Here is a 21689-nt window from a genome sequence, read left to right as displayed (position 1 = left end):
CATGCCTGACCCCGCACCGCAGCGCCTGACCGTCCTGGGCGCAACCGGCTCGATCGGCCAAAGCACGCTCGATGTCGTCGCCCGTCACCCCGACCGTTTCGAGGTCTTCGCGCTCAGTGCGCAGCGCCAGGATGACAAGCTGCTCGAGCAGTGCCTGCGTTTTTCGCCGCGCTTCGCGGTGATGGGCGATGCGACCGCTGCCGAACGCCTGCGCGCGGGATTGCGCGCAGCGGGTCGCGACACCGAGGTGCTATGCGGTGAAGAGGCGCTCGAGCGTGTCGCCGCCGCCGACGAGGTGGCCATGGTGATGGCCGCGATCGTAGGCGCGGCCGGCCTGCGCCCGACCCTGGCCGCCGCGCGCGCGGGCAAGAAGGTGCTGCTGGCCAACAAGGAGGCCCTGGTGCTGTCGGGCCGCTTGCTGATCGATGCAGTGGCCGCAAGCGGGGCGGTCCTGCTGCCGATCGACAGCGAGCACAACGCGATCTTCCAGGCCCTGCCCGCCGGCTACGCGCGCGAACCCGCGCGCGCCGGCGTGCGCAGGGTGTTGCTGACGGCCTCCGGCGGCCCCTTCCGCACGGCGCCGATCGATTCGCTCGCGAATGTCACCCCCGAGCAGGCCTGCGCCCATCCCAACTGGGTCATGGGACGCAAGATCTCGGTCGACTCCGCGACCATGATGAACAAGGGCCTGGAGGTCATCGAGGCGCATTGGCTGTTCGGCGCCCCGGCGGACATGATCGAGGTGGTCGTGCATCCGCAGAGCGTGATCCACTCGATGGTCGACTACGCCGACGGCTCGGTGATCGCACAGCTCGGCAACCCCGACATGCGCACCCCGATCGCCAACGCCATGGCCTGGCCCGAGCGCATCGACGCGGGTGTGCGCCCGCTCGACCTGTTCGAGATCGCCCGCCTCGATTTCGAACGTCCGGACTTCGCCCGCTTCCCCTGCCTGAAGCTGGCCTTCGACGCGCTGCGCGCCGGCGGCACGGCGCCCGCCGTGCTCAACGCCGCCAACGAGGAGGCGGTCGCCGCCTTCCTCGACCATCGCATCGGCTTCCTCGACATCGCCGCCGTGATCGCAGCGAGCCTGGAACGCAGCCGGCCGGGCGCGGTCGATTCGCTGGAGGCGGTTTTGGCCGCCGACGCGCACGCCCGCGAACTCGCGCGGGACGAGATCTCCCGACTTCGCCGCGACCGATGACTCTCTTCGATTACCTGGTTCCCTTCGCGCTTGCCCTCGGCCTGCTCATCCTCGTCCACGAACTCGGCCACTACCTCGTGGCACGTTGGTGCGGGGTCAAGGTGCTGCGCTTCTCGATCGGCTTCGGCAAGCCGCTGCTGCGCCATACCGCCGGCAGCGACGGCACCGAATGGGTGCTCGCCGCGTTCCCGCTCGGCGGCTACGTCAAGATGCTCGACGAGCGCGAGGCGCCCGTAGCGGCACCCGAGCTGCACCGCGCCTTCAACCGCCAGAGCGTGTATCGGCGTTTCGCGATCGTCGCCGCCGGGCCGCTCGCCAACTTCCTGCTCGCGATCGCCCTCTACTGGGGCCTCTTTGTCGGCGGCACCGAGGAACTCAAGCCTCGCGTGGCGTTGTCCGACACGCCGGCGATCGCGCAGGCGGCGGGGGTGCGCGAGGGCGACCTCGTGATCGCGGTGGACGAGGAGCCCGTGCGCAGCTGGCAGGACCTGCGCTGGGTGCTGCTGCGCCACGCGCTCGACAACCGCGAGGTGGTGCTGCGCGTACGCACCCTGGAGGACGTCGATGCCTTCCGCCGCATGGATCTCTCGGGCGTGGCGATCGACGAGGGCAACACCGACCTGATCGCGCGCCTCGGCCTGCGCCCCTGGCGTCCGGCGCTTCCGGCGGTGATCGGCAGGATCGCGGATGGCAGCGCTGCCGAACGTGCGGGACTGCAGGTCGGGGATCGCGTGCTGGCGATCTCGGGCACGGCGGTCGCGGCCTGGGCCGACCTCGTGCGCCTGGTGCGCGAGGCGCCCGGACGCGCGCTCGACTTCGAGATCGACCGTGCGGGCGGGGTGGTAGGGCTTGTGGTGACCCCGGACGCGGCCGAGGAGGGCGGGGCGCGGATCGGCCGCATCGGCGTGGGGGTGGGCGAAGCCGCGACGGGCGGCATCGAGATGTTCGGCGAGATCCGCTACGGTGTGCTCGAAGGCCTCGCGCGCGCGGTTCGGCAGACCTGGGAGACCAGCGTGCTGAGCCTGAAGATGATCGGCCGCATGCTCACCGGCGAAGTGTCCTGGAAGAACCTCTCCGGACCGGTCACGATCGCCGACTATGCAGGTCAGACCGCCCAGCTGGGCTTGGCGCACTACCTCAAGTTCGTGGCCTTGATCAGCATCAGCCTGGGGGTCCTGAACCTGCTGCCCATCCCGGTTCTGGATGGGGGGCACTTGTTGTACTATACGGTCGAAATCATCAAGGGCGGTCCGATCCCGGAGCGCATCATGGAGGTCGGTCAGCAGATCGGCCTCGCCCTCCTGGTGATGTTGATGGCATTCGCCTTCTACAACGATCTCAATCGTCTTATTTCCGGCTGAACTCCCGCATGAATCGCAAGCTCCTGCCCGGGCTCCTGGTGGCCCTTTTTGCCGCAGCGCCGGCCCTCGCCTTCGATCCCTTCGTGGTCAAGGACATCCGCGTCGAGGGCATCCAGCGCACCGAGGCGGGCACCGTGTTCAACTACCTGCCGGTCCGCGTCGGCGAGACCTTCACCGAGGCGCAGGCCGCCGATGCGATCCGCGCGCTGTTCGCCACGGGTTTCTTCAGCGACGTTCGCATCGAGACCGAAGGCAACGTCATCGTGGTGGTGGTGGACGAGCGCGCAGCGATCGCCGACATCACCTTCGACGGGGTCAAGGAGTTCGACAAGGACGCGCTCAAGAAGGGCTTGCGCGAGGTCGGCCTCGCCGAATCGCGCATCTTCGATCGCTCGTTGCTCGAGCGCGCGGAGCAGGAACTCAAGCGCCAGTACCTCTCGCGCGGCAAGTACGCGGCCACGGTCACGACGACCGTCACGCCGCTCGAACGCAACCGTGTCGGCATCAACTTCAAGGTGGACGAGGGGGGCGTGGCCAAGATCCGCCAGATCCGCATCGTCGGCGCGAGGGCTTTCGAAGAAGAAGATCTCCTCGACGAGATGCAGCTCACCACGCCCGGCTGGTTGACCTGGTACACCAAGAACGACCAGTACTCCCGCCAGAAGCTCTCGGCCGACCTGGAGACCTTGCGCTCCTGGTACCTGAACCAGGGCTACCTCGACTTCAACATCGACTCCACCCAGGTCTCGATCACACCGGACAAGCAGGACATCTACATCACGGTGAACATCACCGAGGGCGAGAAGTACACCGTCACCGGCGTGCGCTTCACCGGCGACCTGATCCTTCCCGAGGCCGAATACCAGGCGCTGACGAAGATCCGACCGGGCGAAACCTTCTCGCGCGAACGCCTGACGGAGACCACCAAGGCGATCACCGACCGCCTTGGCAACGAGGGTTATGCCTTCGCCAACGTCAATGCCGCGCCGGAAGTCGACAAGGTCAAGCGCGAGGTGGCCTTCACCGTATTCGTCGATCCGGGTCGGCGGGTTTATGTGCGCCGCATCAACGTCGGCGGCAACACCAAGACGCGCGATGAGGTGGTGCGCCGCGAGATGCGCCAGATGGAAGGGGGCTGGTACGACGCGGCGGCGATCAACCGCTCGCGTACGCGCATCGACCGCCTCGGCTTCTTCGACGAGGTGACCGTCGAGACGCCGGCGATACCGGGCACGACCGACCAGGTCGACGTGAACTTCACCGTCAAGGAACGCCCGACCGGAAACCTGATGCTCGGCGCCGGTTTCTCCAGCTCCGAGAACATCGTGCTGTCGGCGTCGATCTCGCAGCAGAACCTGTTCGGCAGCGGCAACGCCCTGACGCTCGGCCTCAACACCAGTCAGTCCAGCCGCACGCTCGCGCTGTCCTTCACCAACCCCTACTACACGGTGGACGGCATCAGCCTGGGTTGGGACCTGTACCACCGCACCTACGACGCCGACGAACTCGACTCGGTGTCGCCGTACAAGACCGTCTCGACCGGCGCCGGCATTCGGCTCGGCTGGCCGATCGCGGAAGACGACCACGTTAACTTCGGGCTCACCGCCGACCGCACCGAGATCACCACGTACAACGCGAGTCCGCTGCTCTACAAGGATTTCTGCAAGGAAAACGGCCTCGACAACCCCAGCGGCGTCGGCGACTGCACGGTTGACAGCCTGCTGTTGACCGTCGGCTGGTCGCGCGACGGTCGCGACAGCTTCACCTATCCCCGCAGCGGCGTGTATCAGCGTGTCTATGGCGAGGTCACCGTCCCGGTTGGCGATCTGCGTTACGGCAAACTCGGCTACCAGTACCAGCACTGGTTCCCGATCGGAACCGACTACGCCCTGATGCTCAACGCGGACGTCGGCTACGCCAAGGGCTTCGGCGGCAAGGACGTACCCTTCTACAAGAACTACTACGTCGGCGGCATCGGCTCGGTACGCGGCTTCGACCAAGGCTCGGTCGGCCCCAAGTACAAGGATACCGACGGCGACATCAGCTCGACCGGCGGCACCCGCAAGGCCGTCGCCAACGCCGAGTTCTTCTTCCCGATGCCGGGCGCGGGCAAGGACCGTTCCTTCCGCATCTCGGCCTTCCTCGATGCCGGCTACGTCTGGGGCAGGGACGAAGAACCGCTCGGCGGCGGCACTTTCGTGGATCAGAACATCCGTTTCAGCGATCTGCGCTACAGTACCGGCTTGGCATTCTCGTGGAGCTCGCCGATCGGCCCGTTGAAGTTCAGCTTCGGCCATCCGCTCAAGAAGGAAGAGAACGACGAGATCCAGCGGTTCCAGTTCCAGCTCGGCAGCGTGTTCTGAGCTGCGGGCGAAACAGTTTCATCCGGAGGCATAATTGAAAGTCAGTACCCTCTCCCTGGTCGCACTCGCTGTGCTCGGCCTTTCCCAGACCGCGTTCGCCGAAACCAAGATCGGCTTCGTCAATTCCGATCGCGTCATGCGCGAAGCAGCGCCCGCCGTGCGGGCGCAGCAGCGGCTGGAGAAGGAGTTCGAAAAGCGCGACCAGGAGCTGCAGCGCATCGCGCGCGACCTCAAGTCGATGCAGGAAGACCTCGAGCGCAACGGCCCGACCATGGGCGACAGCGACCGTCGCAACAAGGAACGTGCGTTCAACGAGCTCAACCGCGACTTCCAGCGCAAGCAGCGCGAGTTCCGCGAAGACCTGAACCAACGCCGTAACGAGGAACTCGCCTCGGTGCTCGACAAGGCCAACCGCTCGGTCAAGCAGATCGCCGAGCAGGAAAACTACGACATCATCTTCCAGGAAGCGGTGTACGCGAACCCGCGCATCGACATCACCGACAAGGTCATCAAGACCCTGTCCGACGCCAAGTAAGACTGGTCGCCCGATGTTCCGACTGCACGAGCTGGTCGATCGCCTGGGCGGCGAGATCGCGGGAGACGGCGATGTCGCGGTTTCGCGCGTCGGCACGCTGGACAAGGCGGGGGAGGGCGATCTCGCCTTCCTTGCCAACCGCAAGTACCTGTCGCAGGTCGGCGAGTGTGCGGCAAGTGCGCTGATCGTCACGCCCGACCTGCGCGAGGCGCTGGCCGGGCGCAACCTGATCCTGACCGCCGACCCCTACCTGTACTTCGCACGCGTCGCGCAGCTGTTCAATCCGCCCCCCGCGGCGCGTCCCGGTATCCATGCGCTCGCCGCGGTCGCCAGCACCCTGCCGGCCAGCGTGCAGGTGGGACCCGGCGCCTCGATCGAGGAAGACGTGGTGCTCGGCGAGGACGTGGTGATCGGGCCCAACTGCCACGTGGGGCGCGGCACTCGCATCGGGCGCGGCACCCGGCTCTATGCCAACGTCAGCATCTACCACGACTGCGTGATCGGCGAGGACTGCATCCTGCATTCGGGCGTGGTCATCGGCGCAGACGGCTTCGGCTTCGCGCGCGAGAAGTCCGGCGCCTGGGTCAAGATCCCGCAGACCGGCCGTGTGGTCCTCGGCAACGACGTCGAGATCGGCGCCAACACGACGGTGGACCGCGGTGCGCTCGACGACACCGTGATCGGCGATGGCGTCAAGCTCGACAACCTCATCCAGATCGCGCACAACGTGCGCGTGGGCGAGCACACGATCATGGCCGGCTGCGCCGGGGTCGCGGGCAGCGCCCGGATCGGCGCGCGCTGCATGATCGGCGGCCAGGCCGGCATCTCCGGACACCTGAGCATCGCCGACGACGTCGTGGTGTCGGCGTGGACCCTGGTCGCCAAGTCGATCGCCAAACCGGGCGTCTACACCGGCAACCTGCCGCTGCAGACGCATGGCGACTGGGTGAAGAACTTCTCCCACCTGCGCCACCTCGACGCGCTCGCCAGGCGCGTCCGCCAACTCGAACAAAACAGCGACGGTCCCGACGACCGCTCGCAGGGCTGAGCCATCATGGACATCAAGGAAATCCTGCAGTACCTGCCGCACCGCTATCCCTTCCTGCTCGTCGATCGCATGCTGGAGATCGAACCGGGCGTGCGTGCGCGCGGGCTGAAGAACGTGACCATGAACGAGCCCTTCTTTCCGGGGCACTTCCCGCACCACCCGGTGATGCCGGGCGTGCTGATCATCGAGGCCATGGCCCAGGCTGCGGCGCTGCTGTCGTTCAAGAGCACCGGCGTGAAGCCCGACGACAACTCGGTGGTGTACTTCGCGGGCATCGACAACGCGCGCTTCAAGCGTCCGGTGGTGCCGGGCGACCAACTGATCTTCGACGTCGAGATCACCCACGCCAAGCGCAACATCTACAAGTACAAGGCACGTGCCAGCGTCGACGGCGAGCTCGCCGCCGAAGCCGAGCTGATGTGCGCGATCAAGACGCTATGATTCACCCGACCGCCATCGTCCATCCGGGTGCGAAGCTCGGCGCCAACGTCAGCGTCGGGGCCTATTCGCTGATCGGCGAGAACGTCGAGATCGGCGACGGCACGCGCATCGGCCCGCACGTCGTGGTCGAGGGCCACACCCGCATCGGCCGCGACAACGAGATCTTCCAGTTCTGTTCGATCGGCGCCAGCCCGCAAGACAAGAAGTACGACGCCGAGCCCACCCGGCTCGAGATCGGCGACCGCAACACGATCCGCGAATTTTGCTCGTTCAACGTCGGCACCAGCCAGGACGCGCACGTCACCCGCGTCGGCAACGACAACTGGATCATGGCCTACGTGCACATCGCGCACGACTGCCAGGTCGGCGACCACACCATCTTCGCCAACAACGCCACGCTCGCCGGCCATGTCCATGTGGGCGACTGGGCGATCCTCGGCGGCTTCACCGGGGTGCATCAGTTCTGCCGCGTCGGCGCGCACAGCTTCTGCGGTGTCGGTACCGTGCTGCTGCAGGATCTGCCGCCCTTCGTGACCGTGGCGGGCAACCCGGCCAAACCGCACGGCATCAACAGCGAAGGCCTCAAGCGCCGCGGCTACAGTGCCGAGGGCATCGCCGCGATCAAACGCGCCTACCGCGCGCTCTACCGCAGCGGCCTCACGCTCGACGAGGCGCGCCAGCGCGTCGCCGAGATCGCCGCCGGGCAGGCCGAGGCCGCGCCCTTCGCCGCCTTCATCGCGGACTCCGGTCGCGGCATCGTGCGCTGAGCATGATCCGCTGCACGGCGCGGGCCGCGTCTCGAACGGCATGAAGATCCGCATCGCCATGGTCGCCGGGGAGACCTCCGGCGACCTGCTCGCGAGCCACCTGATCCGAGCGCTCCGCCGCCATCTGCCCGACGCGGAGTTCTTCGGCATCGGCGGGCCGAAGATGCAGGCCGAAGGCTTCGACGTGCGCTGGCCCTGCGAGCTGCTCGCGGTGCATGGCTACGTCGACGCGCTCAAGCGCTACCGCGAGCTCTCCGGCATCCGCCGCGCGCTGCTCGCGCAGATCCGCGCCGAGCGCCCCGATGCCTTCATCGGCGTGGATGCGCCCGATTTCAACCTGTGGCTCGAAGGCAAGGTGCGCGACGCCGGCATCCCGGCGATCCATTTCGTCGGCCCGTCGATCTGGGCCTGGCGGGGCGGGCGGATCAAGCGCATCGCGCGCTCGGTGTCGCACATGCTGTGCCTCTTCCCCTTCGAGCCCGAGCTCTACGAGCGTGCCGGCGTGCCGGTGAGCTATGTCGGCCACCCGCTCGCCGACGAATTTCCGCTCGAGCCCGACCGCGCCGCTGCGCGCGAACGCCTCGGCATTCCTCTCGAGCGCGGCGTGGTGGCGATGCTGCCGGGGAGCCGGCAGTCCGAAGTGCGCAACCTGGCCGACATCTTCATCGGCACCGCGAAGACTTTGCACGAACGCGATCCGGAGCGCCTCTTCCTGGTCCCGCTGGCCACCCGCGAGACGCGCCAGATCTTCGAGGAGGCGCTGCACCGCAACGATGCGGGCGGGCTGCCGATCCGCATGCTGTTCGGTCACGCCGTCGAGGCGATGACCGCAGCCGACGTGGTGCTGGTGGCGAGTGGAACGGCAAGCCTGGAGGCGGCGCTGCTCAAGCGCCCGATGGTGATCACCTACCGCATCGGCAAGTGGCAGTACCGCCTCATGAAACGAATGGCCTACCTGCCCTGGGTGGGCCTGCCCAACATCCTGTGCGGCGAGACCGTGGTGCCGGAGCTTCTCCAGGACGAGGCCGACCCGGAACACCTTGCCGCCGCGATCGACGACTGGTTCGCCGACGATGCGCGGCGCGCGGCGGTCGCGGCGCGCTTCTCCGACCTGCATCGCACCCTCCGGCAGGACACCGCGCGGCGCGCCGCGGAGGCGATCCTGCCCTACCTCGACAAGGCGGGACCAAAGGCATGAACGCCGAGCTGTTCGATCCCGGACTGCCGTCCTCCAGCCTGATCTGCGGGGTCGACGAGGCTGGCCGCGGGCCGCTGTGCGGGCCAGTGGTCGCCGCTGCGGTGATCCTCGATCCCGCACGCCCGATCGAAGGCCTGGCCGACTCCAAGAAGCTGAGCGAAGCCGCGCGCGAGCGCCTCGCACCGCTGATCCGCGCTCGCGCGCTGGCCTGGGCGGTGGCCGAGGCGAGCGTCGAGGAGATCGACCGCCTCAACATCCTGCACGCCACCATGCTGGCCATGCAGCGCGCGGTGATGGCGCTCGGGATCGCGCCGGCCGAGGTGCGCATCGACGGCAACCGCTGCCCCAAGCTGCCCTATCCGGCGCGGGCGATCGTCAAGGGCGACGCCACCGAGCCATCGATCTCGGCGGCCTCCATCCTCGCCAAGACCGCACGCGATGCGGCCATGCGCGAGCTCGACGCGCAGTGGCCGCAGTACGGGCTGGCCGCTCACAAGGGCTACCCGACCGCCGCCCACCTTGCGGCGCTCGCGGCGCACGGCGTGCAGGCCTTCCACCGGCGCAGCTTCGCGCCGGTGAAGAAGCTGCTCGAGCGCCGGGATGAGTGAGCCGCAGCTCAAGGCGCTGGCCTCGCGTGACAACGCCTTCGTCAAGCGCCTGCATGCGCTCGCGCACTCGGCACGCGACCGCCGCAAGCTCGACGAGACCGTGCTCGACGGTGCCCACCTGGTCGAATCCGCGCTCGCGGCGGGCGTGGCCTTGCGCGCGCTGGTGGTGTCGGAGTCCGGCCTGCTGCGCGAGGAGCATCGTCGCCTGCTCGCGGCGGCGCCGGCAGAGGTGCCGCGCTACCGCCTGGGCGATGCCTTGTTCGCGCATGTCAGCCCGGTCGACAGCCCCGCCGGCTTGCTGGCCACCATCGCCATGCCGGCGAGCACGCCGAGCGCCCCGGGCGACGCCAGCCTGATCGTGGTCGACGGCGTGCAGGACCCCGGCAACCTCGGCAGCCTGCTGCGCACCGCGGCCGCGGCCGGCATCCGCCACGCGCTGCTCGGTGAGGGCTGCGCGCAGGCCTGGTCGCCGCGCGCGCTGCGTGCCGGCATGGGCGCGCAGTTCGTTGTCCGGATCGAGGAGGGCTGCGAACTGCTCGCCCGACTGGAGAGCTACCCGGGTCTGTGCCTGGCAACTGCCCTGCGCGAGGACGCCCACCCGCTCTACGAGCTCGACCTGCGCGGCCCGGTGGCCTGGCTTTTCGGGGCGGAAGGGCAGGGACTTTCCCCGGCCCTGCTGGCGCGCGCCGACGGCTGCGTGATCATCCCGATGACGGCCGGCATCGAATCCCTCAACGTCGCCGCGGCCGCGGCGGTCTGTCTGTTCGAGCAGGCGCGTCAGCTCCGCGCCACGGGGACGATCCGAGGCGTGAATTTTCCTTCTTGACTCGGGCGCAGGCTTGCTTCCATGCTTTCCGCATTCCAAGCGGGGCACGGCGGACGCCGCGACAGACCCCGAGGACGAGACCAGGGGTGGTAGCGCCCCGCGAGGAGGATGATGGAAAAGTACGCCAAGACACTCAAGGGACAGGACGAGATCGCGCATCGCACGCACGGCCTCGGGCTGCGCGCCCGCCGCCTGCTGATCCTGGTCGATGGACAGCGCAGCGTCGAGGATCTGTGTGCCCTTACCGGCGACGCGAAGATTGCGGCTGCGCTCGGAGAACTCGCCGAGGCAGGGTTCATCGCGTCCAGCGCCGGGATGGCCGACCCGCCCGAAGCCAGCATACGCGAAGGACAGCCGGCGGCAGGCGCGGCGCCGGTCGCGCGGGCGCACACCGGCCACACGGCCAGCCTGCCGCTCGCGCGCGACTTCATGATCAACACCCTGCGCACCTTCCACGGCCCCTACGGCAAGCTCGGCCTGGTCAAGCGTGTCCATGCGACCCGGAGCAGCAGCGAACTGCGCGCGCTGATCGCCGAATGGAAGGAGTCGATCGACGAGTCACGCCTTGGCCGCAAGCGGGCGGACGAGCTGCTCGCGCTGCTGGAGGAGGTGCTGCCGGGCTGAAGGCGGTGTTGCGGGGCGATTCGCGTTAACATCCGGCCATCCGGCTCCGCGCCGACACAGCGAACAGAAGGCATGATCCTCGTCATCTCCCCTGCCAAGGCGCTCGACTACGAGACGCCGATCACCGTCTCCAACTACACCCGGCCCGACTTCCTCGACGATTCCGCAGCGCTGATCGAGGTACTGCGCGAGAAATCGCCCGCCGAGATCGCCGAGCTGATGTCGCTCTCGGATCCACTCTCCACGCTCAACGTGGCGCGCTACGCGAGCTGGTCGCGCCCATTCAGCCCCGACAACGCACGGCAGGCGCTGCTGGCCTTCAACGGCGACGTCTACGAGGGACTCGATGCGAGGAGCCTGACCGCGGACGAACTTGGCTGGGCGCAGGACCACCTGCGCATCCTCTCCGGCCTCTACGGCGTGCTGCGCCCGCTCGACCTGATGCAGGCCTACCGCCTGGAGATGGGCACCCGGCTGGCCAACCCGCGCGGCAAGAACCTCTACGAGTTCTGGGGCGAGCGCATCACCGACGCGCTCAACGGCCTGCTCGCGCGCGAGGAAGACGCCGGGCGCGAGCGTGTGCTGCTGAACCTCGCCTCCGACGAGTACTTCAAGTCGGTCAAGCCCAAGAAGCTGAAGGGGCGCATCGTCACCCCGGTGTTCGAGGACTGGAAGGGCGGGCGCTACAAGATCATCAGCTTCTACGCCAAGCGCGCGCGCGGGCTGATGAGCCGTTACGTCATCACGAACCGCATCGACGAGGTCGACGCGCTGCAGGGCTTCGACGCCGAGGGCTACGCCTTCGCCGCCGACGCGTCCGATGCCGATACCCTGGTCTTCCGCCGTCGCGAGGAGTGAACGTGCTGAAGATCAGCTCCAGCTTCGACTCCGGCGCGATCGAGGTCGTGCGCCTCGACGATCCGGCCGACATCCGCCTGCGCCTGCGCAAGGACAACGCCGCCGACTTCCACCAGTGGTTCCACTTCCGCCTGATGGGCGCGGCCGGCAAGCCGGTGCGCATGGTGTTCGAGAACGCCGCGGGCGCGGCCTATCCGGACGGATGGCGGGACTACCGCTGCGTCGCCTCCTACGACCGCCAGAACTGGTTCCGCATCGCCGGCACGCGCTACGAGGACGGGCAGCTGATCGTCGAGCACACGCCCGAGCGCGACAGCCTCTACTACGCCTACTTCGAGCCCTATTCGCACGAGCGTCACCTCGACCTGCTCGCGCGCGTCGAGCTCTCGCCCTACGCCCGCGTGCGCAACCTCGGCAGTACGGTGGATGGGCGGGACCTCGACGTGGTGACGGTCGGGCGCGACGCGCCGGGACGGGTGCCGGTGTGGATCATCGCGCGCCAGCATCCCGGCGAGACCATGGCGGAATGGTTCGTCGAGGGCCTCCTCGAGCGCCTGCTCGACAATGCCGACCCGGTCGCGCGCAAGGTGCGCGAGCACGCCGTGCTGCACATCGTGCCGAACATGAACCCGGACGGCGCGGTGCGCGGCAACCTGCGCACCAACGCCGCCGGGCGCAACCTCAACCGCGAATGGCGCGCGCCCGACCCCGTCGCCAGCCCCGAGGTCTTCCTGGTGCGCGCGGAAATGGAGCGCACCGGCTGCGCGCTCTTCCTCGACATCCACGGCGACGAGTCGCTGCCCTACGTGTTCTTCTCCACCGCCGAGGAGGTGCCTGGCTTCACCGCCGCGGCGGCGGCCGCGCAGGCGCGCTTCGTCGAGACCCTCCTCATGGTCAGCCCCGACTTCCAGACGCAGGAGGGCTACAAGCCCGGCCGCTTCGGCGAGGAACTGCTGACGCTGGCGAGCAAGTGGGTCGCCAACCAGTTCGGCTGCGTGTCGCTGACCCTGGAGATGCCGTTCAAGGACAACATCATCCTGCCCGACGGCCACGTCGGTTGGAACGGTGCGCGCAGCAAGCGCCTGGGCGCGGCCATGCTCGATCCGATCCTGCGCCACCTGCGTGAGGGCGGCGAAGGCTGATCGGGAGGGGAGGCGGTGGCGAGTGGACGTGGCGGCGACGTGCAGCTGCGTCCCCGCTTCACGGCCGCGAGGCCGCGGCCGGATTCACCGAGCGGATCAGGCCTTGTGCCCGATCTCGGCGAGGATCGCGGTCGCGCAGGCCACACCCGAGCGCACCGCGGATTCCAGCGTCGCGGGGTAGTCCGAATCCAGGTAATCGCCGGCCAGCCACAGTCCGGGCAGCGGGGTGCGGATGCCGGGGCGGAAGACGCCTGGCCGACACGCGAAAGTGGCGCGCTTTTCGACGATGACCTGCGACCACTCCGGGGCTGGCAGACGGCGACCGAGCTGGCGTTCGAGCTGGGCGTGCACCGCGAGGACGAGCTCGTCGCGCGCGAGCGCCTCGTGCGGGCCGTGGGCGCTGATCACGCACGAGAAGAGGCCCTCCGGCCCGCCGAGCTGGCCGCGGTCGAAGACCCACTGCGCCGGCCCGGCGGTGCTGCCCGAGGCCAGGCCGATCATCGGCTCGGGGAGCTGCTGGCCGCGTCCGAGGGCGAGATAGACGGACACGATCGGCTCGTGCTCGAGCGCGTCGATCTGCGCCACCAGGCGCTCGCAACCGCCGACGGAGGCGAGCAGCGCTCCGGCATGGTAGGGCGCGGTGGCCACCACCACGTGAGGCCAGGGGTGGCTGCCGGGGTCGCCGTCGAGGCGGTAGCCGCCGGCCACCCGTTCGACGGCCTCGATCGCGTTGCCGGTGCGCAGCCTGCCGCGGCGCACACCGATGTAGCGCGCCGCCGGCACCGGGAAGAGCTCGGACAGGTCGGTGCGCGGCAGCAGCAGCTCGCTGGCGGCGGCACCCGCACCGAGGCTGTCGCGCAGCACGTTCGCGAAGACCTGGGCCGAGGCCGCGGCGGCCGGGGTGTTGAGCGCCGCCACGCACAGCGGCTCCCAGATCAGCTGGCACAGGGTCGGAGTCTGGCGGGTCTCGGCGAGCAGGGCGTCGACCGTCATCCCCGGATCGGCCAGGCGGAAGCCGCGTCGCTTCAACCAGCGCATGAGGCGCAGCATCGCCAGGCGGTCGGCCCAGTGCAGCCCCTGCGCACGCAGCAACCCCACGGCGAGGTGGAAAGGCGCCGGCAGGGACGCGGCCTTCAGGTGCAGGCGGCCGGGGACGTGCAGGGTCAGCGGCAGGTGGGCGAGCTGCTTGGGCGACACGCCGGTGAGGCGCAGCAGGCGGGTAAGCTCGCTGTAGGCGCCGATCAGGATGTGCTGGCCGTTGTCCACCCGCCAGTGGTGGTCCTTGTGCACCACGCGGGCGCGTCCGCCCATGGTGTGCGAGCGTTCGAACACGGTGACATGCACCCCGGCGCGGGCCAGCTCGACCCCGCAGGCGAGCCCGGCGTAGCCCGCGCCGATGATGGCGACGACCGGCACGCTCATGGCCGGAGGTTCCGGCTGCCGTGCCAGCTCGGTCCCGCGCGCTGGGTGCGCTTCCCTGCGGGCGTGCTCATGCGCGGAACCAGGTCGTGCCCGCGAGCCACACCTTGCGCAGCGGGGTCAGGGAGGTGCGGCGGTCGAGCACCAGGAAACCGTCGCGCGCGATTTCGCGCAGCAGGGTGCGGTAGATCGCCGCCATCACCAGGCCGGGGCGCTGCGCCTTGCGGTCGATCGCGGGCAACTGGGCGAAGGCCTGGTCGTAGAACTTCTCCGCGCGCTCGGCCTGGAAGGCCATGAGCTCGCGGAAGGCGTCGGAGTAGCGCGCCTCGAGGAGATCCTTGGCGGGCACGTTGAAGCGCTGCAGGTCCTCGATCGGCAGGTAGATGCGCCCGCGGCGGGCGTCCTCGCCGACGTCGCGGATGATGTTGGTGAGCTGGAAGGCCAGCCCGAGGTCGTGCGCATACTTGAGCGTCTGGCGGTCCTGGTAGCCGAAGATCTCGGCAGCGAGCAGGCCGACGACGCTGGCGACGCGGTAGCAGTAGAGCTGCAGGCCCTTGAAGTCGAGGTAGCGCGTCTGCGACAGGTCCATCGCCATGCCGTCGATGATCTCGAGCAGCTGCTCCTGCGGCAGGCGGAAGCCCTTCAGCACGTCCTTGAGCGCATGTCCGACAGGGTGGGTGGGCAGGCCGCCGTAGATGCGCCCGACCTCCTGGCGCCACCACTCGAGCTTGGTCTGCGCGAGCGAGAGGTCGTGGCATTCGTCGACCACGTCGTCCACCTCGCGGCAGAAAGCGTACAGGGCGGTGATCGCCTGGCGGCGCTCGGCGGGCAGGAACATGAAGCTGTAGTAGAAGCTCGAGCCGCTCTTGGCGGCCTTGTCCTGGCAGTAGTCGTGTGGATTCATCCGAGTTTTCCGTAATTCAGCGCGCGCCAGCCCAGGCGCGCCCAGTCGCCGCGACCAAGCGCGGGGCGGTGGTGGAAGACATCGTAGCCGACCGCCTCGATCCCTTCGAGAATGCGCAGCCCGCCCAGCACGACCAGTCGCAACTCCCAGCCGACGCGCCCGCGCAGGGTACGGGCGAGCGGGGCGCCGTCGAGCATCATCGTGCGAGCACGCCGCACCTCGAAGGCCATCAGCGCGCGCCAGTCCTCGCCCGGGCTGCGTTCGCCGCGGGCGAGCGCGTCGAGCGCGGGCTCGTCGAGGCCAAAGCGGGCGAGATCGTCGAGCGGCAGGTAGATGCGCCGCTTTTCCCAGTCGACCGCGACGTCCTGCCAGAAGTTGATCAGCTGCAGGGCGGTGCAGATCGCGTCCGAGCGGCGCAGGTTCTCCGCGTCCGCCGCGCCATACAGATGCAGCATCAGGCGCCCCACCGGGTCGGCCGAGCGCCGGCAGTAGTCGCGCAGCTCTGCGAAGTCGGCGTAGCGCGTCTTGCCGACGTCCTGCATGAAGGCGTCGAGCAGGTCGCGGAAAGGCTGCAGCGGCAGCGCATGGGTATGTATCGCACGGCCGAGGCGGGCGAACATCGGCGCCAGCGTCGCGTCGGCCACCGGCCGGCCCTGCGCGCAGGCCTGGAGCCCGAGCTGGTAGTCGTGCAGGCGCGCCAACCGCGCCACCGCGGGCGCGTCGCCCTCGTCGGCGACGTCGTCGGCCCCGCGCGCGAAGGCGTAGATCGCCTCCACCGGCTCGCGCAGGCGGGCCGGCAACAGCAGTGAGGCGACAGGGAAGTTCTCGTAGTGCTCGACCGGCATCGGGGCAAAGGAGCGGCGGGATCCGCAGGGTGCCGCAGTATATCCGCACGCCCCGTGGAGAAGCGGCGCAAGCCGCGAACACGGCGGTTCGCCAATGGGGGCTTCGCAATCTCCACCGCCGCATTCGCGCCTTGCGGCGCTCCTACCGGAGGCATCGCACCGGGAAGCGCATGCAGGAGCGGCGCAAGCCGCGAACCTTTTGCGCAGGGCAATGACACAATGGCGTCCATCATTCCGCTCTCCAGCCCCGTGCCACGAGGCCTTCCGATGCTGCAGCTCGACGACGTCACCCGCATCCTGCCCGGCGCCCCCGCGCGCGTGCTGTTCGAGCGCCTTGCGCTGCGGGTCAAGGCAGGGGAGTGCGTGGCGATCGTCGGCGAGTCGGGCTCGGGCAAGTCGACCCTGCTCAACTGCATCGCCGGCCTGGAACCGATCGACGGCGGCACGATCCGGGTCGGCGAAACACCCATCGAGCGCCTCGACGACGACGCCATGGCGCGCCTGCGCCGTAGTCACTTCGGTTTCGTGTTCCAGGCTTTCCACATCCTGCCCCACCTGAACCTGCTGCAGAACGTGGCGCTCCCCTTGTGGCTGCTCGGCATCGCGGAGGCCGAGGCCGCGCGCCGCGCACAAGAGATGCTCGGCCGCGTCGGGCTGGGCGCGCGCGCGCCGGATCCGCCGCAGCAACTGTCCGGGGGTGAGCTGCAGCGCGTGGCGATCGCGCGCGCGCTGGTACATCGGCCTCACCTGGTGCTGGCGGACGAGCCCACCGGCAACCTCGACCCGGGGCGAGCGAGCGAGGTACTCGACCTGCTGCTCGGCCAGATCCGCGACAGCCGCGCCGCCGGCGTCATGGTCACGCACTCGCGCAGCGCGGCGGCGCGCGCCGACCGCGTGCTGGAACTTCGAGCCGACGGGCTGCATGACGTCACGGGGCATCCGTGAGCGTGCCTCTTCGACGCATCTTCCTGGCCAGCCTGCTGCGCCGCCGCCTGGCGAGCGCCCTGTCGCTGCTGGCGATCGCGCTCGGCGTGGCGCTGGGGCTGGCGGTGCATCTGATCCACGGTGCCGCGCTCGACGAGTTCGGCCGCGGCATGCGCGCGGTGGCGGGCAAGGCCGACCTGCAGGTGGTGGGGCCGCGCGACGGGTTCGACGAGGCCTTGTTCGCCACCCTGGCGCGCCGGCCCGAAGTGGCGGCGGCGAGTCCGGTGCTGGAGATCGAGGCGCGCCTGCCCGGGCGCGAGGAGAGCCTGCGCATTCTCGGCGTGGACCTCTTCCGGGTGCTGCGCGTGCAGCCCGGGCTGATGCCGCTGGCAGAGGGCGGCGGGGACCTGCGCTTCGCGGCACTGCGTCCCGGCGTGGTGTTCCTGAGCGACGACGCCCGGCAGCGCCTTTCCGCGCCGGGGCGCTCCATGGAAGGCGAGGTGCTGCCGCCGGCGCTCGTCGACGCCCGCATCGCGGTGCAGTCGGGCGTGCGCAGCCTGGTGCTCGAGGCGGGTGGGCGGGTGCCTGGCGCAGGCGGCGTGCTCGGCGTCATGGACCTCGGCGCAGCGCAGCAGGCCTTCGCACGCATCGGCGTGTTGAGCCGGATCGACCTGCGCCTGGCCGAGAGCGTTTCCCCGGCGGCGGCGCAGGCGGCCTTGTCCGCCCTGCTGCCACCGGGGATCGCCTTGCGCACACCCGAGGCGGCAGCGGGCGAGCTCGGCTCGCTGTCGCGCGCATACCGGGTGAACCTGACCATGCTGGCGGCGATCGCGCTGCTGACCGGCGGCTTCCTCGTGTTCTCCACGCAGCTGCTGTCGGTGGCGCGGCGGCGGCGCGAGTTCGCGCTGCTGCGCGCGCTCGGTCTGGTGCGCGCCGAGCTGATGCGCGGTCTGCTTGCCGAGGGCGCAACGGTGGGCGTGGTCGGCGGGCTGCTCGGGGTCGTGCTCGGCCACGCCCTCGCGGCGGGCGCCTTCCGCCTGGTGGGGGGCGACCTCGGCGCGGGCTTCTTCCGCGGCGTGGCGCCACAGCTCGCGTTCGACCCCGCGGCGGGCCTGGCTTACCTGCTGCTGGGCGTGGCCGCCGGTGTCGCCGGCACCTGGCTGCCGGCGCGTGCAGCAGCCGCGGTGGCGCCAGCGCGTGCCTTGCGCGCGGGGGAGGGCGAGCGCGCCGGCCTGCCGCGAGGCGACGGTCGCGGGCGACTGGGGGCGGCGATGCTGGTGCTCGCTGCGCTGGCCTGCCTGCTGCCGCCGTTCGGCGGCATCCCGCTAGGGGTCGTCTCAGAAAACGGAAAATAAAGCACGCTAAGCGTGCGTGGAGGCTGGCACCCAGCGGTACAGCGTCGGAATGGACACGCCGAGGTTCTTGGCCACGTCCTTGGGCGGCACCCCGCTGGCCAGCAGCTTCTTGGCCGACTCGATCTTGCTGTCGGTCATCTTCGGCTTGCGGCCGCCTTTGCGGCCGAGCTGCTTGGCGACTTCCAGCCCGGCGCGGGTGCGCTCGACGGTCAGCTCGCGCTCCATTTCGGCAAGGCTCGCCATGACGTGGAAGAAGAACCGCCCGGATGGTGTGCCGGTGTCGATGGAGTCGGTGAGGCTCCTGAACTGGACACCGTGCTTGTGCAGATCGCCGACCAGATCGACCAGTTGCTTGACCGACCGGCCCAGCCGGTCGAGCTTCCAGACGACCAAAGTATCGCCTTCGCGCAGCATTTCGAGCGTCTTGGCCAAGCCAGGCCGGTCTGCCCGCGTGCCACTCACCTTGTCCTCGAAGACCTTTTTACATCCGGCCTTGCTCAAGGCTTCGCGTTGCAGCTCCAGGTTCTGATCCTGCGTCGAGACGCGCGCATAGCCAATCAACATGGCTTGTCTCGCGCCCGGTCGATGCGTTCCTGCATCGCCTGCATCACTTCTTCGTGGGTGTACGATCTGGCGTTGGCGTCGGTGGCTTGCCGCAGGGCTTCCTCAACCTCGCGCGTCATCCGCTCGTAATCCTCCGGCCACAGCGCTTGCTCCATGCGCAGCGACGCCTGACCCAGCAGGTGCAGCAGGCTGAACAGCCGCATGTCGTTGGTGGCGACGATGCGCTCCCGAATCTGCTCCTGAATAGCTTCGCTAGCCCGATGCGCTTGTGGTGTGGCAGTCCCCTCGTAGTCAGCGGGGAATTCCGCTTCCTCGGCAATCCTTGCCCAGGCGCTGGCCAGCGCCTCGATGGTTGACGTGCTCATTTCCGCCGCTCCTGTGCTCTTTGGCGAATCAACCGGCCAAGGGGCCTCGACGCGAAAACCAGCAGCATCACGCCTATCGGATACCAGGTCGAGAAGACCACCAAGGCATCGAAGGCTGGCCGTCCGGTGTTGGTAGGCAGTACGGCGGTCACAGCCATCAACCCGCCGACCGTCCAGATGATGCGCCACACGTAGGGCATCACGCGGGGCACGTAGCCGTCATCGAAAGCGGTCTGGTAGTAGCGGCGCAGGCCGCGCTCGGCAAGCGCCTGGCGCTGCCGCTCCGACAGCGCATCCGTCCGGCCATACCAGCGCCGGAATGGTGGACAGCGCAGCAGCAAAGGGGTGAAGAGGATCATCACCGCCACGATCGCGACACCCCACGCCATGACGGCGCCGGCATCGGGCCGCTTGGCGTTCTCGATCACGGGCGCGAAGACGCCCGGAGCACCGATCATCCAGAACAGCGCAATGTGCTGATGGAAGGAGAGCTTCATTTGCTCATCCACTTGCGCAGCAGGCGCTTTTTCAGGGAGGCGCGTTCTTGCGGGTTGCGTCCCTTGTGATTGGCGATGCGATCCGCCGTGGCGGCCTGGCGCTTGACGGGCCAGTAGGAGCGGCCATCCTTGCCCATCGACCAGACGCTGCTGGCCTGGTTTTCCAGCAGGGGCAGATGGGCGCTCAGGGCTTCGGGCGACGCGCTGGTCAGCGCCGTGCGCTCACGGGTGCGCCAGCGCTGATGCCAGAGCTTCTTGTCCTCGCGCTCGCTGCCGCAGGTCGTGTGCCCGACGATGGGTGTTTTGCGGCGGCTGCGGCTCATAACGTAGTGGTCTCCAAGAACATTCAGGACTGATCCCAGGCGTCGATGGTCAAGACCTGATCGGCAGGACAGGCGGCTACGCGGTCGGGAACTGGATGGTGTTCAGTCTCATGCCGACCCCATTCGATTGATCGCGTCGCTTGCGGCACGCTGCGACGCAAGGAGGTTTGCGACCTGGTTTAGCAGCCGTGTCCGCTGCATGTCTGTTACCTATCTCCCCGACCGCTCATTGGACCAACTCCAGAGATTGGGCTCTATCGCTCAGCCAATACGAAACCGGCATTGGCTGATGCCACAACCGAGACGAACACAAATGGCTCGGTACCTGTATTTCGCGCCCCGTGCACTTGGCCCGGTCTTGCCACGGCTATCTCACCTTCCCTGAGGGCACGAACAATCCCATTGCCCTGAAAGTAATCAGCCATTCCCGACAAAACAGTCCACGTGTCTTGGCCGTGAGGATGAATGTGAGCCGCAATTTCCTGCCCGGGATGGACATGCCAAACCACGATAATTGAGTCTCGGGTTTCAAGCACAACGGAACGAATAGGCTCGCCTTCGGACGGCTGAACATACTCGGCTACAGAAAATATTCTCGATTCAACAGTCATCGGAGATCCCTCTTTCACAGTGCCCCCAGACAGGCTGGATATGAGTTCTAACTCGAATTTGAACGGGAGGCTGGTCGTGCGGTCGTGCAGTTGCCGATGAGCGTGTCGGCTGCTGCCTCCTTGCCCCACCAGCGAACTCACGTCCGTTGCGGCCATCCAGAAGGTCTTGCCCGAGCGCGGCTCATAGGTCGCGGGATCGAACACGCCAGAGGGGCCGAACATCGGCGGCTTGATTGGTCATGGCTCCATGCCTTTGTCGTTACGGTCTTCATCGTCGGCATCCTGACGCACGGCGGGCAATTGCTGGAGCAACGCCGGCAGCCATTCCTGTACCGTCTCCCACACCACATCGAGGTTGATGTCGAAATAGCCGTGAGCCATGCGATTACGCATATTGCGCATGCTGCGCCACGGCACGTCGGCATGCGCCTGGGTGAACTCGACGTAGCCATCCATCACCTTTGTGGCCGCCTCGCCGATGACGATCAGGCTCATGATGACGGCCTGCTGGGTGCGCTTGTCGGCCAAGAAGTCGTCCTTGGCCATCCCTTCCACGAAGCTGCGCGCATCGGTTGCGGCCTGCTGAATGTGGTCGAGGTAATCGGGCAGGCGGTTCTCGCTCATATCGGTTGCGCCTCCGCGAGCACCTTGGCCCGGAACTTCGGCGGCAGGTCGCCGGGAGTCAGCAGATCGACGTCAACGCCGAGCAGCGATTTCAGTTCTTCTTCCAAATCGCCCAAGTCCAACAACGTGGCACCGGGCAGCGCATCGACCAACAGGTCGAGGTCGCTGCCATCCCGGTCGGTGCCATGCAGCACCGAGCCGAAGACGCGCGGGTTCGCGGCGCGAAAGCGGCCTACCGCTTCACGCACTGCGCTTCGCTTCATGTCAAGCACAACAGACGGTC

The 21689-nt window shown here is 68.4% G+C and carries 25 protein-coding genes; 15 read left to right on the top strand and 10 right to left on the bottom strand.

Features of this window, described 5'->3' with window-relative positions; all coding sequences use genetic code 11:
• The first annotated feature begins 1 nt into the window (after window position 1).
• The 13 genes from ispC to TMZ1T_RS10680 all read left to right on the top strand — a co-directional run bounded on the left by ispC (window position 2) and on the right by TMZ1T_RS10680 (window position 12975).
• Window positions 2-1204, top strand: coding sequence for a 1-deoxy-D-xylulose-5-phosphate reductoisomerase (gene ispC / locus TMZ1T_RS10740; RefSeq protein ID WP_004301423.1), 1203 nt, complete (start codon window positions 2-4; stop codon window positions 1202-1204).
• Window positions 1201-2565 (top strand): RIP metalloprotease RseP, encoded by a 1365-nt coding sequence (gene rseP / locus TMZ1T_RS10735; protein ID WP_004301425.1) that lies wholly within the window; start codon window positions 1201-1203, stop codon window positions 2563-2565. Before ispC ends, rseP begins: the two co-directional genes overlap by 4 nt.
• An 8-nt stretch (window positions 2566-2573) precedes the next feature.
• Window positions 2574-4928 carry an outer membrane protein assembly factor BamA gene (gene bamA, locus TMZ1T_RS10730; RefSeq protein ID WP_004301427.1) on the top strand — a complete coding sequence of 785 codons (2355 nt, stop codon included), beginning with the start codon at window positions 2574-2576 and terminating at the stop codon, window positions 4926-4928.
• A gap of 34 nt (window positions 4929-4962) precedes the next feature.
• Window positions 4963-5463, top strand: a complete 501-nt coding sequence (locus tag TMZ1T_RS10725; RefSeq protein ID WP_004301429.1) for an OmpH family outer membrane protein — start codon at window positions 4963-4965, stop codon at window positions 5461-5463.
• Between the two features lie 13 nt (window positions 5464-5476).
• Complete coding sequence (lpxD, locus tag TMZ1T_RS10720) at window positions 5477-6511, top strand: UDP-3-O-(3-hydroxymyristoyl)glucosamine N-acyltransferase (RefSeq protein ID WP_004301431.1); 1035 nt, start codon at window positions 5477-5479, stop codon at window positions 6509-6511.
• Between the two features lie 6 nt (window positions 6512-6517).
• On the top strand, window positions 6518-6952 hold the full coding sequence (gene fabZ / locus TMZ1T_RS10715) for a 3-hydroxyacyl-ACP dehydratase FabZ (RefSeq protein WP_004301433.1): 435 nt from the start codon (window positions 6518-6520) through the stop codon (window positions 6950-6952).
• On the top strand, window positions 6949-7719 hold the full coding sequence (gene lpxA / locus TMZ1T_RS10710) for an acyl-ACP--UDP-N-acetylglucosamine O-acyltransferase (protein WP_004301435.1): 771 nt from the start codon (window positions 6949-6951) through the stop codon (window positions 7717-7719). The genes fabZ and lpxA overlap by 4 nt, the downstream gene beginning before the upstream one ends.
• Before the next feature lie 40 nt (window positions 7720-7759).
• Window positions 7760-8917: a lipid-A-disaccharide synthase gene (gene lpxB, locus TMZ1T_RS10705; RefSeq protein WP_004301437.1), complete on the top strand. Its 1158-nt coding sequence runs from the start codon at window positions 7760-7762 to the stop codon at window positions 8915-8917.
• A complete protein-coding gene (rnhB, locus tag TMZ1T_RS10700; protein ID WP_004301438.1) occupies window positions 8914-9525 on the top strand; it encodes a ribonuclease HII in 612 nt (203 codons plus the stop codon). Before lpxB ends, rnhB begins: the two co-directional genes overlap by 4 nt.
• Window positions 9518-10351, top strand: coding sequence for a TrmH family RNA methyltransferase (locus TMZ1T_RS10695; protein ID WP_012585408.1), 834 nt, complete (start codon window positions 9518-9520; stop codon window positions 10349-10351). The genes rnhB and TMZ1T_RS10695 overlap by 8 nt, the downstream gene beginning before the upstream one ends.
• A 111-nt stretch (window positions 10352-10462) precedes the next feature.
• On the top strand, window positions 10463-10975 hold the full coding sequence (locus TMZ1T_RS10690; RefSeq protein ID WP_012585407.1) for a hypothetical protein: 513 nt from the start codon (window positions 10463-10465) through the stop codon (window positions 10973-10975).
• A gap of 72 nt (window positions 10976-11047) precedes the next feature.
• Entirely contained in the window at window positions 11048-11833 is a 786-nt protein-coding gene (yaaA, locus tag TMZ1T_RS10685; protein ID WP_012585406.1) for a peroxide stress protein YaaA, read from the top strand.
• A 5-nt stretch (window positions 11834-11838) separates the two neighbouring features.
• Window positions 11839-12975, top strand: coding sequence for a M14 family metallopeptidase (locus TMZ1T_RS10680; protein WP_041589848.1), 1137 nt, complete (start codon window positions 11839-11841; stop codon window positions 12973-12975).
• Window positions 12976-13071: 96 nt separating this feature from the next.
• On the opposite strand, the gene hpnE is transcribed toward TMZ1T_RS10680, so the two are convergent.
• From hpnE to hpnC, 3 genes are all read right to left on the bottom strand, one after another.
• Entirely contained in the window at window positions 13072-14397 is a 1326-nt protein-coding gene (hpnE, locus tag TMZ1T_RS10675; protein WP_012585404.1) for a hydroxysqualene dehydroxylase HpnE, read from the bottom strand.
• Between the two features lie 67 nt (window positions 14398-14464).
• A complete protein-coding gene (gene hpnD, locus TMZ1T_RS10670) occupies window positions 14465-15298 on the bottom strand; it encodes a presqualene diphosphate synthase HpnD (protein ID WP_004301450.1) in 834 nt (277 codons plus the stop codon).
• Complete coding sequence (gene hpnC, locus TMZ1T_RS10665) at window positions 15295-16143, bottom strand: squalene synthase HpnC (RefSeq protein ID WP_012585403.1); 849 nt, start codon at window positions 16141-16143, stop codon at window positions 15295-15297. The genes hpnD and hpnC overlap by 4 nt, the downstream gene beginning before the upstream one ends.
• A gap of 267 nt (window positions 16144-16410) precedes the next feature.
• Between hpnC and TMZ1T_RS10660 the strand changes: the two genes are divergently transcribed.
• Both TMZ1T_RS10660 and TMZ1T_RS10655 read left to right on the top strand, forming a co-directional pair.
• On the top strand, window positions 16411-17088 hold the full coding sequence (locus tag TMZ1T_RS10660; RefSeq protein ID WP_012585402.1) for an ABC transporter ATP-binding protein: 678 nt from the start codon (window positions 16411-16413) through the stop codon (window positions 17086-17088).
• Entirely contained in the window at window positions 17085-18422 is a 1338-nt protein-coding gene (locus TMZ1T_RS10655; protein WP_012585401.1) for an ABC transporter permease, read from the top strand. The genes TMZ1T_RS10660 and TMZ1T_RS10655 overlap by 4 nt, the downstream gene beginning before the upstream one ends.
• A gap of 6 nt (window positions 18423-18428) precedes the next feature.
• Here the strand turns inward: TMZ1T_RS10655 and TMZ1T_RS10650 are convergent, their stop codons facing one another.
• From TMZ1T_RS10650 to TMZ1T_RS10625, 7 genes are all read right to left on the bottom strand, one after another.
• The gene (locus tag TMZ1T_RS10650) at window positions 18429-18986 is read right to left on the bottom strand and encodes a recombinase family protein (protein WP_003100847.1); all 558 of its coding nucleotides are present in this window, start codon (window positions 18984-18986) and stop codon (window positions 18429-18431) included.
• On the bottom strand, window positions 18980-19351 hold the full coding sequence (locus TMZ1T_RS10645; protein WP_003100853.1) for a hypothetical protein: 372 nt from the start codon (window positions 19349-19351) through the stop codon (window positions 18980-18982). Before TMZ1T_RS10645 ends, TMZ1T_RS10650 begins: the two co-directional genes overlap by 7 nt.
• Window positions 19348-19848 (bottom strand): hypothetical protein, encoded by a 501-nt coding sequence (locus tag TMZ1T_RS10640; RefSeq protein ID WP_003100856.1) that lies wholly within the window; start codon window positions 19846-19848, stop codon window positions 19348-19350. Before TMZ1T_RS10640 ends, TMZ1T_RS10645 begins: the two co-directional genes overlap by 4 nt.
• Complete coding sequence (locus TMZ1T_RS10635) at window positions 19845-20171, bottom strand: hypothetical protein (protein WP_003100858.1); 327 nt, start codon at window positions 20169-20171, stop codon at window positions 19845-19847. The genes TMZ1T_RS10640 and TMZ1T_RS10635 overlap by 4 nt, the downstream gene beginning before the upstream one ends.
• Window positions 20172-20425: 254 nt before the next feature.
• Window positions 20426-21004, bottom strand: a complete 579-nt coding sequence (locus TMZ1T_RS21835; protein ID WP_455431904.1) for a cupin domain-containing protein — start codon at window positions 21002-21004, stop codon at window positions 20426-20428.
• Between the two features lie 15 nt (window positions 21005-21019).
• Window positions 21020-21406 (bottom strand): HepT-like ribonuclease domain-containing protein, encoded by a 387-nt coding sequence (locus TMZ1T_RS10630; protein ID WP_003100872.1) that lies wholly within the window; start codon window positions 21404-21406, stop codon window positions 21020-21022.
• Window positions 21403-21669, bottom strand: a complete 267-nt coding sequence (locus TMZ1T_RS10625; RefSeq protein WP_016487057.1) for a nucleotidyltransferase family protein — start codon at window positions 21667-21669, stop codon at window positions 21403-21405. Before TMZ1T_RS10625 ends, TMZ1T_RS10630 begins: the two co-directional genes overlap by 4 nt.
• Window positions 21670-21689 lie beyond the last annotated feature (20 nt).

Origin of the sequence: Thauera aminoaromatica (genome assembly GCF_000021765.1) — a bacterium.
Lineage (GTDB): Bacteria > Pseudomonadota > Gammaproteobacteria > Burkholderiales > Rhodocyclaceae > Thauera > Thauera aminoaromatica.
Note: the sequence above shows the minus strand (reverse complement) of the source record. Positions and strands in the feature narration are given on the sequence as shown.

Excerpts from the sequence above, each read along its gene's own strand:
- ispC (WP_004301423.1), top strand. The coding sequence starts at position 2 with ATGCCTGACCCCGCACCGCAGCGCCTGACCGTCCTGGGCGCAACCGGC.
- rseP (WP_004301425.1), top strand. The coding sequence starts at position 1,201 with ATGACTCTCTTCGATTACCTGGTTCCCTTCGCGCTTGCCCTCGGCCTG.
- bamA (WP_004301427.1), top strand. The coding sequence starts at position 2,574 with ATGAATCGCAAGCTCCTGCCCGGGCTCCTGGTGGCCCTTTTTGCCGCA.
- lpxD (WP_004301431.1), top strand. The coding sequence starts at position 5,477 with ATGTTCCGACTGCACGAGCTGGTCGATCGCCTGGGCGGCGAGATCGCG.
- fabZ (WP_004301433.1), top strand. The coding sequence starts at position 6,518 with ATGGACATCAAGGAAATCCTGCAGTACCTGCCGCACCGCTATCCCTTC.
- lpxA (WP_004301435.1), top strand. The coding sequence starts at position 6,949 with ATGATTCACCCGACCGCCATCGTCCATCCGGGTGCGAAGCTCGGCGCC.
- lpxB (WP_004301437.1), top strand. The coding sequence starts at position 7,760 with ATGAAGATCCGCATCGCCATGGTCGCCGGGGAGACCTCCGGCGACCTG.
- rnhB (WP_004301438.1), top strand. The coding sequence starts at position 8,914 with ATGAACGCCGAGCTGTTCGATCCCGGACTGCCGTCCTCCAGCCTGATC.
- TMZ1T_RS10695 (WP_012585408.1), top strand. The coding sequence starts at position 9,518 with ATGAGTGAGCCGCAGCTCAAGGCGCTGGCCTCGCGTGACAACGCCTTC.
- TMZ1T_RS10690 (WP_012585407.1), top strand. The coding sequence starts at position 10,463 with ATGGAAAAGTACGCCAAGACACTCAAGGGACAGGACGAGATCGCGCAT.
- yaaA (WP_012585406.1), top strand. The coding sequence starts at position 11,048 with ATGATCCTCGTCATCTCCCCTGCCAAGGCGCTCGACTACGAGACGCCG.
- hpnE (WP_012585404.1), bottom strand. The coding sequence starts at position 14,397 with ATGAGCGTGCCGGTCGTCGCCATCATCGGCGCGGGCTACGCCGGGCTC.
- hpnD (WP_004301450.1), bottom strand. The coding sequence starts at position 15,298 with ATGAATCCACACGACTACTGCCAGGACAAGGCCGCCAAGAGCGGCTCG.
- hpnC (WP_012585403.1), bottom strand. The coding sequence starts at position 16,143 with ATGCCGGTCGAGCACTACGAGAACTTCCCTGTCGCCTCACTGCTGTTG.
- TMZ1T_RS10660 (WP_012585402.1), top strand. The coding sequence starts at position 16,411 with ATGCTGCAGCTCGACGACGTCACCCGCATCCTGCCCGGCGCCCCCGCG.
- TMZ1T_RS10650 (WP_003100847.1), bottom strand. The coding sequence starts at position 18,986 with ATGTTGATTGGCTATGCGCGCGTCTCGACGCAGGATCAGAACCTGGAG.
- TMZ1T_RS10645 (WP_003100853.1), bottom strand. The coding sequence starts at position 19,351 with ATGAGCACGTCAACCATCGAGGCGCTGGCCAGCGCCTGGGCAAGGATT.
- TMZ1T_RS10640 (WP_003100856.1), bottom strand. The coding sequence starts at position 19,848 with ATGAAGCTCTCCTTCCATCAGCACATTGCGCTGTTCTGGATGATCGGT.
- TMZ1T_RS10635 (WP_003100858.1), bottom strand. The coding sequence starts at position 20,171 with ATGAGCCGCAGCCGCCGCAAAACACCCATCGTCGGGCACACGACCTGC.
- TMZ1T_RS21835 (WP_455431904.1), bottom strand. The coding sequence starts at position 21,004 with ATGTTCGGCCCCTCTGGCGTGTTCGATCCCGCGACCTATGAGCCGCGC.
- TMZ1T_RS10630 (WP_003100872.1), bottom strand. The coding sequence starts at position 21,406 with ATGAGCGAGAACCGCCTGCCCGATTACCTCGACCACATTCAGCAGGCC.
- TMZ1T_RS10625 (WP_016487057.1), bottom strand. The coding sequence starts at position 21,669 with ATGAAGCGAAGCGCAGTGCGTGAAGCGGTAGGCCGCTTTCGCGCCGCG.